The organism is Microbacterium sp. ER1, assembly GCF_023383675.1.
In the GTDB taxonomy this organism is placed as follows: domain Bacteria; phylum Actinomycetota; class Actinomycetes; order Actinomycetales; family Microbacteriaceae; genus Microbacterium.
In genome coordinates, this window is record NZ_QCXO01000122.1 from 18,097 (window position 1) to 29,991 (window position 11,895).

12 protein-coding genes are annotated in these 11,895 nt (G+C 70.2%); all 12 read right to left on the reverse strand.

All coding sequences use genetic code 11. The annotated features are described in order from the left end of the window. Positions 1 to 6: 6 nt before the first annotated feature. The 12 genes from pheT to rpmI all read right to left on the reverse strand — a co-directional run bounded on the left by pheT (position 7) and on the right by rpmI (position 11,825). Entirely contained in the window at positions 7 to 2,565 is a 2,559-nt protein-coding gene (pheT, locus tag BV453_RS03035) for a phenylalanine--tRNA ligase subunit beta (RefSeq protein ID WP_249520854.1), read from the reverse strand. After that, the gene (pheS, locus tag BV453_RS03040) at positions 2,565 to 3,605 is read right to left on the reverse strand and encodes a phenylalanine--tRNA ligase subunit alpha (protein WP_025105270.1); all 1,041 of its coding nucleotides are present in this window, start codon (positions 3,603 to 3,605) and stop codon (positions 2,565 to 2,567) included. Before pheS ends, pheT begins: the two co-directional genes overlap by 1 nt. 49 nt (positions 3,606 to 3,654) lie before the next feature. Further along, on the reverse strand, positions 3,655 to 4,581 hold the full coding sequence (locus BV453_RS03045; RefSeq protein WP_025105271.1) for an amino acid ABC transporter permease: 927 nt from the start codon (positions 4,579 to 4,581) through the stop codon (positions 3,655 to 3,657). After that, the gene (locus BV453_RS03050) at positions 4,578 to 5,225 is read right to left on the reverse strand and encodes an amino acid ABC transporter permease (RefSeq protein ID WP_062636670.1); all 648 of its coding nucleotides are present in this window, start codon (positions 5,223 to 5,225) and stop codon (positions 4,578 to 4,580) included. The genes BV453_RS03045 and BV453_RS03050 overlap by 4 nt, the downstream gene beginning before the upstream one ends. A gap of 85 nt (positions 5,226 to 5,310) precedes the next feature. Then, entirely contained in the window at positions 5,311 to 6,225 is a 915-nt protein-coding gene (locus tag BV453_RS03055) for a glutamate ABC transporter substrate-binding protein (RefSeq protein ID WP_249520855.1), read from the reverse strand. A gap of 46 nt (positions 6,226 to 6,271) precedes the next feature. Next, entirely contained in the window at positions 6,272 to 7,018 is a 747-nt protein-coding gene (locus BV453_RS03060; protein ID WP_025105274.1) for an amino acid ABC transporter ATP-binding protein, read from the reverse strand. Between the two features lie 262 nt (positions 7,019 to 7,280). Next, entirely contained in the window at positions 7,281 to 8,243 is a 963-nt protein-coding gene (locus BV453_RS03065; RefSeq protein WP_249520856.1) for a TAXI family TRAP transporter solute-binding subunit, read from the reverse strand. Further along, positions 8,240 to 9,613: an ATP-binding protein gene (locus BV453_RS03070; protein ID WP_249520857.1), complete on the reverse strand. Its 1,374-nt coding sequence runs from the start codon at positions 9,611 to 9,613 to the stop codon at positions 8,240 to 8,242. Before BV453_RS03070 ends, BV453_RS03065 begins: the two co-directional genes overlap by 4 nt. 3 nt (positions 9,614 to 9,616) lie before the next feature. Further along, on the reverse strand, positions 9,617 to 10,288 hold the full coding sequence (locus BV453_RS03075; protein ID WP_249520858.1) for a response regulator transcription factor: 672 nt from the start codon (positions 10,286 to 10,288) through the stop codon (positions 9,617 to 9,619). Between the two features lie 22 nt (positions 10,289 to 10,310). Continuing rightward, a complete protein-coding gene (locus BV453_RS03080) occupies positions 10,311 to 11,123 on the reverse strand; it encodes an RNA methyltransferase (RefSeq protein ID WP_062764629.1) in 813 nt (270 codons plus the stop codon). A gap of 88 nt (positions 11,124 to 11,211) precedes the next feature. Further along, positions 11,212 to 11,598, reverse strand: coding sequence for a 50S ribosomal protein L20 (gene rplT, locus BV453_RS03085; RefSeq protein ID WP_025105279.1), 387 nt, complete (start codon positions 11,596 to 11,598; stop codon positions 11,212 to 11,214). A 32-nt stretch (positions 11,599 to 11,630) separates the two neighbouring features. After that, positions 11,631 to 11,825 carry a 50S ribosomal protein L35 gene (gene rpmI / locus BV453_RS03090; protein WP_025105280.1) on the reverse strand — a complete coding sequence of 65 codons (195 nt, stop codon included), beginning with the start codon at positions 11,823 to 11,825 and terminating at the stop codon, positions 11,631 to 11,633. Between the last annotated feature and the right edge of the window lie 70 nt (positions 11,826 to 11,895).

Genomic DNA, 11,895 nt, shown 5'->3' on the forward strand with positions numbered 1-11,895 from the left:
TCCCGATCAGTCGCGGAGGGCGGCGCCGAAGCGCTCCGCGGCGACGGCGACGCCCGCCATCTTCGCCTCGGAGGCCTCCGCGGCGGTCAGCGTGCGGTCGTCGGCCCGGAAGCGCAGGGCGAACGTCAGCGACTTCGATCCCTCGGGCACGCCCTCGCCGCGGTAGTCGTCCACGAGCCGGACCGACTCCAGCAGCGCGCCGGCGCCCTCGATGAGAGCCGCGCGGACCTCGCCCGCCGGCACCTCGGCCGGCAGCGTGAGCGAGACGTCCTGCGTCGCGGCCGGGAACGTGGACAGCGACGCCGCAACAATGCGTCCTCCGGCGAGCGTGAGCAGCCGGTCGAGGTCGAGTTCCAGTACGGTGGCGCGGCCGGGCAGGTCGGCCTCCTCCGCGACGGCGGGATGCAGCTCGCCGACATAGCCGATCTCCTCGCCGGCGGCGACCAGCGCACCGGTGCGTCCGGGATGGAGCGCGGCGCGCTGCGTCTGCACGACGTCGATCTCGATGCCCGCGGCGGCCCCGATCACGCGGACCGCGTCGAGCGCCTCGACGAGCCCGGCGGCCTCGGCGGCACGCCCCGGCTGACGCGGCGACACATTGCCGGTCAGCAGCACCGCGACGTGGCGCTCCTGCGGGGGGATGGAGGCGTCGAGCTCGGCGAGCACCTCATCCGACGGCCGGACACCCAGCGGCGGGACCTCGGCGGTGCCGTACTCCACGCCGGGCTCCGGGACGAACACGGCCCCGGTCTCGAACAGCGCGAGATCCGTGAGCCCGCGCGAGATGTTGCGGTGCGCGGTCTGCAGCAGACCCGGGATGAGCGAGCGCCGCAGGAACGGCACCTGCCCGTCGAGCGGGTTCGCGAGGCGGATGCTGGGCAGGTGCTCACCGGACGCGGAGCCGTGCAGATCGTTCTGCGCCTCGGTCGTGAACGGGAACGCCGGAGTCTCCACGAACCCGGCGGCTGCGAGAGCGTTCGCCACGCGGCGACGCCCCTGCTGGTGGGCCGTGAGGCCGCGGCCGGACGGCGGCGTCGGCAGCACCGCGGGGATGCGGTCGAGCCCGTGGATGCGGGCGACCTCCTCGGCGAGCGTCCACTTGTCGGTGAGGTCCGGGCGCCAGGTCGGCGGGATGACTGTCCACCCGCCCGGGGTCCCTTCGCCGTCCTGGGTCCCTGAGCCGTCCGCCTGGGTCCCTGAGCCTGTCGAAGGGCTGACCTCCGCCCCGATCGTCGTGAGCGCCCCGGTGATCTCGTCGTCGGTGTAGTCGACGCCGATCAGTCCCTGCACGAAACCGCGCGGGAGCTCGATCTCGGCGACGAAGACCTCGGCGAAGAGCGCGCCACCTTCCTCCGTGAGCGTGCCACCGGCGAGCTCGACCATGAGGTCGGCCGCGCGTCGGGCTGCGACGAACGGGATCAGCGGGTCGACGCCGCGCTCGAAGCGCTTGGACGCCTCGCTCGGGAGCTTGTGCCGGCGGGCCGTGCGGGCGATGGTCGTCGCGTCGAAGGTCGCCGCCTCGATGAGCACGTTCCGCGTGGTGTCGCTCATCTCGGTGGTGCCGCCGCCCATGACACCGGCGAGGCCGATGGGGCCGGAGTCGTCGGTGATGAGGAGGTCTTCGACGTGCAGCTTCCGCTCTACGCCGTCGAGCGTGGTCATCTTCTCCCCCGGCGTCGCGCGCCGGACGGTGATGCCGCCCGTGAGCTTGTCGAGGTCGTAGCCGTGCAGCGGCTGCCCGAGCTCGAGCATGACGTAGTTCGTGATGTCGATGAGCACACCCAGCGACCGCATGCCCGCGAGGCTCAGGCGCGCGATCATCCACGGCGGGGTGGGTCGCGACGGATCGACGTCGCGCACGACCCGGGTGACGAACTCGCTCGCGCCGACCTTGCCGCGCACCGGCGCCTGGTCGTCGACCACGGCCGTGTGTCCGGAACCGGGCTGCAGCTCGGCGAAGTCGCGCTCGGCGGGGTCGCGGAAGGCCGCCCCCGTGGCGTGGGAGTACTCACGGGCGACGCCGCGCACCGAGAACGCGTAGCCGCGGTCCGGCGTGACGTTGATCTCCACCGCGACGTCGTCGAGGCCCAGCAGCGCGATCGCGTCCGTGCCCACGGGCGCATCGATGCCGAGGTCGCTCAGCACGACGATGCCGTTGTGCTCGTCGCCGAGACCCAGCTCGCGCGCGGAGGCGATCATGCCGTCGGAGACGTGACCGTAGGTCTTGCGGGCGGCGATCGGGAACGGACCGGGAAGCACGGCGCCGGGCAGGGTCACGACGACCTTGTCCCCGACGACGAAGTTGTGCGCGCCGCAGACGATCCCGCGGACGCCGCCATGCTCGGGGCCGACATCGACCTGGCACCAGTTGATCGTCTTGCCGTTCGACTGGGGCTCCGGCTCGAGCGAGACGACCTGGCCGACCACCACGGGACCCGTGATGTCGAAGCGGTGCACGTCCTCCTCTTCGAAGCCGACGGTCACCAGCGCCGCGAGGACGTCCTCGGGCGTGGCATCCGCTGCCAGATCGACGTACTCACGCAGCCACGAAAGCGGGACGCGCATCACACCACCATCCCGTACTGCTCGCTGAAACGGACATCGCCCTCGGCCATGTCGCGCATGTCCTGCACATCGCTGCGGAACATCAGGCCCCGCTCGATGCCCATGCCGAACGCGAAGCCGCTGTACACCTCGGGGTCGATCCCGGCCGCGCGCAGCACGTTCGGGTTGACCATGCCGCAGCCGCCCCACTCGATCCAGCGCGCGCCGCCCTTGAAGGTCGGGTGCCACAGGTCGAGCTCGGCGGAGGGCTCGGTGAAGGGGAAGTAGTTCGTGCGGAAGCGGGTCTTGGCCTCCGGGCCGAAGAGCTGCTTCGCGAAGTGGTCGAGCGTGCCCTTGAGGTGCGCCATCGTGATGCCCTTGTCGACGACCAGGCCCTCGAACTGCGTGAAGACGGGGAGGTGCGTGGCGTCGAACTCGTCGGTGCGGTACACGCGGCCCGGACACAGCACGTAGATGGGAACCTCGCGGTTCAGCATCGACCGCACCTGCACCGGGCTCGTGTGCGTGCGCATGACGAGGTGGCGCGAGGTCGGGTCGACGTAGAAGGTGTCCTGCTCCTGGCGGGCGGGGTGGTCGACGTCGAAGTTCAGCGCGTCGAAGTTGAACCACTCGTGCTCGAGCTCCGGCCCCTCCGCGATCTCCCACCCCATGCCGACGAAGATGTCCTCGACGTGGTCCTGCAGGAGAGCGAGCGGGTGCCGGGCGCCCACACGCGTCCGCGACGGGACGGCGGTGATGTCGACGCGCTCGGCCTCCAGGCGCGCAGCGACCTCGGCGGCGGCCAGCTCGGCCTCCTTCGCCGCGAGCGCCTGGTTCACACGACCGCGGCCCTGGCCGACGAGCTTGCCGAACGCGGCCTTGTTCTCGGGGGCGACCTGGCGCATCGAGGCGTTCAGGACCGCGAGCGGCGATCCCTCCGCGACGTGCGCCGCACGGGCGGCTTTCAGCGCGGCGGTGTCGGCGGCCGCGTCGATCGCCGCGAGGGCGTCGGCGACAGCGGCTTCGACCGCTTCGGGGGTGATTTCCGGAGACTCTGACACGGGAGTCGAGTCTACCGGCGCGGGACGGGCGCCCCGCGCCGGTAGCGGCTCAGAGGCCGGAAGCGCCGGAGCTGTTGGCGTCGAACTTGCCCAGCCCGCGCTGCGCCACGATGAGCGACGTGTTTGTCTCGCCGTCGTGCTGGCGAGGGTCCGCCTCGTCCGGTCCGGCCTTGGCCGAGCGCTTCGCCCGACGCTGCAGGCGGTAGGCGATGTAGGAAAGCACCAGACAGACCGCGACGTACATCGAGCCGCCGACGATCGCGGCGGGGATCAGCGGCGACCCGTAGGGCGCCTGGTTGCCGATCTGGTTGATGACGTACAGCAGCTCCTGGTACGTGATGATGAAGCCGAGCGCGGTGTCCTTCAGGGCCACCACGAGCTGCGCGATGATCACGGGCATCATCGCCCGGACGGCCTGCGGGATGAGGATGAAGTACATGACCCCGGTCTTGCGCAGGCCGATCGCGTAGCCGGCCTCCTTCTGTCCGCGCGGCAGCGACTCGATCCCGGCACGGAGCACCTCCGCGAGCACGGAGCCGTTGTAGACGATGAGCGCGATGACCACCGCGTAGTACGGGGGCATCCGGATGCCGATGACCGGGAGGCCGTAGTACAGCAGCATCATGAGGATCAGGACAGGGATCGCCCGCATGATCTCGATGATCCACCGCACCGGCTCCCGCACCCAGGCGTGCTCGGAGAGACGGCCGATGCCGAGGACGAAACCGAGGACCAACGAGCCGACACCGGCGACGGCGAAGGCGGAGAGCGTGCTGAGCAGCCCCTCCCCGAATCGCACCCACACCGCCGAGTACGTGAAGATGTTCCACTTCTCCGCGGAGAACTGGCCGGTGGCGTACAGGCGCCAGACCACCCAGCCGAGCACGGCGAGGACGACGAGGATCGTGACGGCACCGATGATCCGGTTGCGGGCGACCGCGCGGGGGCCCGGGACGTCGAACAGGACGGAACTCATCGCGCGATCCTCCACTTGTTCTCGAGCACGCGCTGCACCCAGCTCAGGAGCAGCACGAGCACGACGAAGATGACCATCACCCAGAGCAGCACGACGAGGGCGTTCTCGCCCCGCTCGCTGAGTGCCGCCCGGATCGTGCCGAGGTTGACCACCGAGAAGCCGGCGGCCACCGTGGTGTTCTTCATGAGGGCGATCAGCACGCTCATGAGCGGCGGGACCACGGACCGCGTGGCCTGGGGCAGAACGACGAAGCGCATGACCTGGCCGAAGTTGAGGCCGATGGCGCGTGCCGCCTCCGCCTGTCCGACCGGCACCGTGTTGATGCCGGCGCGGATCGCCTCCGCGACGTACGTGGCGGTGTAGATGCCGAGGGCGATCGTGGCCAGCAGCAGGGAGTTGACCCGCTCCCCCAGCAGGATCGGAAGGCAGAACGCGAAGAAGAACATCACCAGCGTGAGCGGGGTGTTCCGGATCCAGTTCACGTACACGGCGCCCACGCCGCGCGCGATCGGGACCGGGGACACGCGGGCCGCTCCGACGATGAGTCCGAGCACCACGGCGATGAGGCCACCGCCGAGGAACAGCGCGATGGTTCCCCACAGCGCTTCACCCCAGAGGTCGAGGTGGTCCGAGATCACTCCCACTGCTGTGCCTTTCGGTTCGTTTCCGCGTCAGGTCGACGCCGAGGAGGACGGGGGCGGCCGGCCGGACCGACCGCCCCCGGAGAGATCAACCGACCGGGTCGACCTCGGGCTGCTCGGCCTTCACACCGGAGGCGCCGAGGTTGTTGTCGAAGATCTGCTGCCAGATGTCGCCACCGTCGGTGAGCTGCGTGTTGAAGTACTCGACGAGCGCGTCGTCGCCCTTCGCCACACCGATGCCGTAGCGCTCCTCGCTGAACGGCTCGCCGACGACCTTGAGGTTGTCGGGGTCCTGCGCCGCGTAGCCGATGAGGATGGCCTCGTCGGTGGTGACCGCGTCGACCTGACCGTTCTTGAGGTCCTCGACGCACTTGGAGTACGTGTCGTACTCCTTCGTCTTCACCTCGGGGTAGTTCTCCTTGATGTTCTGGATCGGCGTCGAACCCGTCGCCGAGCAGACCGTAGTCGAGGAGTCCAGGTCGTCGACGCTCGCGATGTCGCTGTCGGCGGCGACGAGGAGACCCTGACCGGTGACGAAGTAGGGACCGGCGAAGGCGATCTGCTCCTTGCGCTTGTCCGTGATGGAGTAGGTGCCGACGTAGTAGTCGATGTCACCGTTGACGATGGCCTGCTCGCGGTTCGCCGAGGCGATCGCCTGGAACTCGATGTTGTCGGGGTCGACACCGAGGGACGCCGCCATCCAGCGGGCGATGTCGACGTCGAAGCCGGTGCGCTCGTTCGTCACGGGGTCGAGATAACCGAGACCGGGCTGGTCCTCCTTGACGCCCACCTTGACGGTGCCCGACGAGGAGATGCGGTCGAACGTGGGGCTCCCCTCGATCGTGACGTCCTCCTCGACGGTCCAGGGCGTGCTGCTCGAGGCGTCGCCCTCGTCGCTGCCCGACGTGCCGGTGCTCGACGGCGTGCCGCTGTTGCAGGCCGTGAGCGCGAGCAGCGCCACCGTGGCGATCCCGAATCCGGCCAGTGTCCGTGTGCGTCGCATGTGCGTCTCCTTCGTGTGCTGTGCTGTGGGTGCTGGGTCTGGGAAGTCAGTGCGTGAGGAGCTTCGAGAGGAAGTCCTTGGCGCGGTCGCTCTTCGGGTTCGTGAAGAACTCCTCGGGCTTGGCCTCCTCGACGATCCGGCCGTCCGCCATGAAGACGACGCGATCGGCCGCCTTGCGGGCGAAGCCCATCTCGTGGGTGACGACGATCATCGTCATGCCCTCCTGGGCGAGCTCGACCATGACGTCGAGGACCTCGTTGATCATCTCCGGGTCGAGCGCGCTGGTCGGCTCGTCGAAGAGCATGACCTTCGGCTGCATGGCGAGGGCCCGTGCGATCGCGACGCGCTGCTGCTGGCCGCCGGAGAGCTGCGCGGGGAGCTTGTTCGCCTGCTGCGCGACGCCGACGCGCTTGAGGAGCATCATGGCTTCCGCCTCGGCGTCGGACTTCTTCAGGCCGCGGACCTTGATCGGGCCGAGCGTCACGTTCTCGAGGATCGTGAGGTGCGCGAAGAGATTGAAGGACTGGAAGACCATGCCGACGTCGGCCCGCAGGTGCGCGAGCGCCTTGCCCTCCGCGGGCAGCTCCTTGCCGTCGATGCGGATCGAGCCGCTGGTGATGGTCTCCAGACGGTTGATCGTACGGCAGAGCGTCGACTTGCCCGAGCCGGAGGGGCCGATCACGACGACGACCTCCCCCGCGTTGACGGTGAGGTCGATGTCGCTGAGCGCCTGGAACTCGCCGTAGTGCTTCTGGACGTTCTCGACGACGACGAGCGGGGTTTCAGAGGTCATCATTTCTCCAAACTAGCCACGCGATGCGCGCGGTTCCAGGCACCACGGTGAGGTTTACACGTTCGTAATCACCTGATCGCGGCGCCAATGCATCCTCGCAGGGGCACCCCACGGCCCGCCCCCTCGGGCCGCGGGATCGCCCTGCTGCCACGCTCCCAGCGACAGCAGGCAGCAGGTGTCCGACCGTGTGCGATCGACCTCACCCTGGCAGAGCCGGCGCACGGCTGTCAGGGATCTTGAGGATTTCTTGAGGGGGCGCCGGTCACCGGCGCAGATCGCGGTAGTACTGCTCCGCGCCGGGGTGCAGGGGCACCGGTCCGGTGAAGATCGCCGACCGGCGGTCCAGCAGCGCCGCCGCCGGCACATCGGCCGCGAGCGCGGTACGCGCCGCGAACAGGCCCGCGACGAGATCGTGGACGACGCCGGGCGGGGTGCTGCCGGCGGTGACGAGGTAGTTCGGCACCGCCATCGTCGTCACGGAGACGTCGAGTCCGTAGGTGCCCGCAGGCACGTCGGCGGGCCGGTACGCGTGGGAGTACCGCTCGTTGACCGCGTTCACCCAGTCCTGCTCGACCGGGAGCAGGCGCACGTCCACGGTCTCCGCGAGGTCCGCGATTCCGGGCGTCGGCAGCCCGCCCACCCAGAAGAAGCCGTCGATCTCGCCGCGCTCCATGGCGGCGATGGATCCGCCGAGGTCGAGCTGCGGATCGTCGATCGCGTCGGCGGCGACGCCGGCAGCGTGGAGCACCCGGGTGGCGATGACGTTCACCCCCGAGTTCTCGGCTCCGAGGGAGATCCTCCGCCCGGAGAGGTCGGCCAGGTCGTCCAGGGCCGAGTCGTCGCGCACGACGATCTGCAGGTACTCGTCGTAGAGACGGGCGATCGCCTGCACGTCCAAGGCCTCGGTGAAGGTGCCCGTCCCCGCCACCGCATCCGCCGCCGCATCACCCTGCGCGAAGCCGAGGAGGGCGTCCCCCGCGCTCACGCGCAACAGGTTGTCCACCGATCCCGCCGTCACCTCCGCCGTGAGGTCGACGTCGAGCTCACGCGACAGCTCGGCCGCGAGGTGGCTGCCGTAGTCGTGGTAGACACCGGTGGGGCTGCCGGCGGCGAGCACGGCGACGGTGTCCGTCCAGTCCGCGGAGCGCGGGCTGCACGCGCTCAGCCCGACGGCGGTGACCAGCGCGAGCATGCCGGCGACGACACGCCGCCCGCACGCGCTCATCCCGCCGCCTCCGTCGGGAGGACGAGGGCCACGAGGAGCCCGCCGCCGTCGGCCCCCTGCACCCGCAGCTCGCCCCCGACCGTCGCGAGGAGGTCGGTCGCGATCGCCAGCCCGAGCCCGGTCCCCGGCATGTCGCCGCTGTCCGCGCTCCGCCAGAAGCGATCGGCCGCCGCCGACGCATCCTCCGGCGACAGTCCGGGGCCGTGGTCGCGCACGGTGAGACGGCATTCGTCACCCGCGCGCTGCGCGCCGACCTCGATGGATGAGCCCTCCGGCGAGTACTTCACCGCGTTGTCGATCGCGGCGTCGAGCGCACTCTCCACGATGGTGCGGTCGGTGATCGTCATGACCGACGACTCCCCCGTCCGGCGCAGCACGATGGCCCGCTGCGCCGCCACCTCCTGCCAGGCCTCGACCCGGCGGCCGGCGACGGCGGCGAGATCGACCGCCGACATGGTGGAGTCGGTGCGACCGCCGCGGGCGAGCCCGAGGAGGGTCTCCAGGATGCGGGTCATCCGCCGGCCCTCCTCCCTGGTCTCCTCCACGTCGTGGTCCCACCCGCGTCCCAGACCCGTCGCGAGGTGCTCGACGCGCAGCAGCAGCGCGTTGAGCGGATTCCGCAACTCGTGCGAGGCGTTCAGCGCGAACTCCTGCTGGCGGGTCATGACGCGCTCGATCTCGTCGGCCATGCCGTTGAACACCCGCGTCATGCGCCGCAGCTCGGGCGGCCCGGTGCCCTCGGCCACCCTCGCGTCCATCTCCCCCCGCTCGATCGCCGCCATCGTCTCGTCGAGGCGGCGCACCGGGGAGAGCACCCAACGGGCCAGCCCGGCGACCAGGAGGATGCCGAGCGCGCACAGCAGCACGACGATGAGGCCGAGCACGAGCGTCTGCCGGAGGATGACGGTCTGCGGCGTCTGGGTGCCTCCGGTCACGAGCACGGCGCCGATCACGTCGCCGTCGTCGAACACCGGCTCCACGAGCGCCGCATCGGACACGATCCAGGCGGAAGAGGTCGGCTGCTCGGCGCGGCGTCCGGAGAGCGCCAGCCGCACCCGCTGCGCATCCCCCTCCGACAGGACCGTGTCGCCGTGATCCCCCGCCGCCCACGGGCTGCCGGTGAGATCGAACACGGTCACCTCGATCCCGTAGACCTCCTGGAAGCGGCGGACCTCGGCGTCCATCACCGCCGGACTCCCGGAGCGCAGCGCCTGTCGGGCGCTCGTCGCGAAGTACCCGAGGTCGCCGAGCTGCTCGGCGTAGAACGACTGCTGGACGCTGCGAGCCGCGCTCCACCCGGTCACGCCGCCGAGAGCGACGAGCACCACGATCAGCGGCACGAGGAAGACGACGGTCAGGCGGCGGCGCACGTGTCAGGACCCCGCGAGCCGGTAGCCGACGCCGCGCACGGTCTCGATGAACGCGCGGTCGCCGCTCTTCTTCCGGATGGCCGCCACATGCACTTCCAGCGAGTGGGCGAAGCCGCGCCAGTCGGTGTTCCAGACCTCGCGGATGAGGCGCTCCTTCGGCACCGCGACACCCGGATACCGCGCGAGCACGCCCACGATGTCGAACTCCTTGCGGGTGAGCGCCAGCGGCACCCCGCCGACCTGCACCTCCCGCGCGACGAGGTCGATCTGCACCGCGCCGCCATGCAGCAGCACGCGGGTGTCCGGCTCCGTCCGCAGCGGCCGCGATCGCCGGGTGACCGCCTCGATCCGCGCCAGGAGCTCGTGCACGTCGTAGGGCTTCACCACGAAGTCGTCGGCGCCGGCGCGCAGTCCCTTGATGCGCTCGGCGACCTGGTTGCGCGCGGTGACGATGACGATAGGCACGTCGGAGCGCCCGCGGATGCGGCGGCAGAGGTCGATGCCGTCGACATCCGGCAGCCCGAGATCGAGCAGCACGACCTCGGTGTCGGCATCGAGGTGTTCCAGCGCCGCGTTCCCATCGGCCGCGTGCACGGTGGCATAGCCCGAGCGCGCGAGGAAGGCCTGCAAGGCCCCCGCCACCCGCTCGTCGTCCTCGACGATCAGAATCCTCATCTCCCCGCGCCCCGCCTCACGCTCAGCCGGCCGGAGCCGCACGTTGGGCGAACGCGCTCTCGTACAGGCACACGCTCGCCGCGGTGGCCAGGTTCAGCGACTCCGCACGCCCGAAGATCGGCAGCCGGAGCACCCGGTCGGCCCTGGTCAGAGCCTCGTCCTCGAGTCCGCGCGCCTCGTTGCCGAACAGCCACGCGGTCGGCTCGCCGAGGACGCCGTCGGCGCGTGCGGCGAGGAGGTCGTCCCCCTTCACGTCCGCCGCGAGGATCTGCATTCCCGCCTCGTGCGCCCGCCGGACGACCTCGTCGAGCTCGCCGCCCACCGAGACCGGGAGGTGGAAGAGCGAGCCGGTCGTCGCCCGAACCACCTTGGGGTTGTACGGGTCGACGGTGCGGCCGGTCAGCACCACCGCGTCGGCGCCCGCCGCGTCCGCCGCGCGGATGATCGTGCCCAGGTTGCCGGGGTCGCGCACCTCCTCGCAGATCGCGATGAGGCGCGGCGTGCCGTCGAAGATCTCGCGGACCGAGGTCGGCGTCTGGCGGACCACCGCGACGAGTCCCTGGGGCGTCACCGTGTCGGCCATCGCGTTGAGCACGTCCTCGCTCACGTACTCCACCTCGACGTCGGCGTCCGCCGCCTTCGCGCGGATGTCCGCGTGCTTCTCCCAGCCGTGCGGGGTCGCGAAGAGCTCGACGATCGCCTCCGGGCGGTACGTCAGCGCCTCGCGGACGGACTGCGGACCTTCCAGCAGGAAAAGACCGGTCTCGGTGCGGGCGCTGCGCTTGGTCAGCTTGGCGACGGCACGGACTCGGGGGGAACGGGGGTTCTCCAGCACGAACTCAGTCTACGGTCAGCCCGACACCGTCCGGATACGCGGAACGGGCGCCTTCCCGGAGGAAGACGCCCGTTCGGAAGCGAGATGCTTACGCCGCGGACTTGGGCGCGTTGACGTCGGAAGGCAGAGCCTTCTTCGCCGTCTCGACCAGCGTCGCGAACGTCGCGGCGTCGTTCACCGCGAGATCGGCGAGCATGCGACGGTCGACCGTGACACCCGCGAGGCCCAGCCCCTGGATGAAGCGGTTGTACGTCATGCCGTTCTGGCGGGCCGCAGCGTTGATGCGCTGGATCCACAGACGACGGAAGTCGCCCTTGCGCTTGCGGCGGTCCCGGTACGAGTAGACCAGGGAGTGGATGACCTGCTCCTTGGCCTTCCGGTAGAGGCGCGAACGCTGACCGCGGTAGCCGGAGGCGCGCTCGAGGATGACCCGACGCTTCTTGTGGGCGTTGACCGCCCGCTTGACTCTTGCCATTTTCCTGTGTTCCTATCCTGCGATCGGGCGCGTCAGCGACCGAGAAGCTTCTTCGCGACCTTGAAGTCCGCCTTCGCGAGCACCTGGTCCTGGTTCAGACGACGGGTGCGACGGCTCGACTTGTGCTCGAGGTTGTGGCGCATCCCGGCCTGCTGCTTCTTCAGCTTGCCGCTGCCGGTGATCTTGAAGCGCTTCTTAGCACCCGAGTGGGTCTTCTGCTTCGGCATCTTCTCTTCCTTCGTATGGCGCCTTCTCAGGCGACGGTGTCAACCCGCGGTGCGGGAGTTCTGGGGGCGG

Bases quoted from the DNA above. Each gene is read 5' to 3' on its own strand.
- pheT (WP_249520854.1), bottom strand. From the start codon at position 2,565: ATGCGCGTCCCGCTTTCGTGGCTGCGTGAGTACGTCGATCTGGCAGCG.
- BV453_RS03045 (WP_025105271.1), bottom strand. From the start codon at position 4,581: ATGAGTTCCGTCCTGTTCGACGTCCCGGGCCCCCGCGCGGTCGCCCGC.
- BV453_RS03055 (WP_249520855.1), bottom strand. From the start codon at position 6,225: ATGCGACGCACACGGACACTGGCCGGATTCGGGATCGCCACGGTGGCG.
- BV453_RS03060 (WP_025105274.1), bottom strand. From the start codon at position 7,018: ATGACCTCTGAAACCCCGCTCGTCGTCGTCGAGAACGTCCAGAAGCAC.
- BV453_RS03065 (WP_249520856.1), bottom strand. From the start codon at position 8,243: ATGAGCGCGTGCGGGCGGCGTGTCGTCGCCGGCATGCTCGCGCTGGTC.
- BV453_RS03075 (WP_249520858.1), bottom strand. From the start codon at position 10,288: ATGAGGATTCTGATCGTCGAGGACGACGAGCGGGTGGCGGGGGCCTTG.
- rplT (WP_025105279.1), bottom strand. From the start codon at position 11,598: ATGGCAAGAGTCAAGCGGGCGGTCAACGCCCACAAGAAGCGTCGGGTC.
- rpmI (WP_025105280.1), bottom strand. From the start codon at position 11,825: ATGCCGAAGCAGAAGACCCACTCGGGTGCTAAGAAGCGCTTCAAGATC.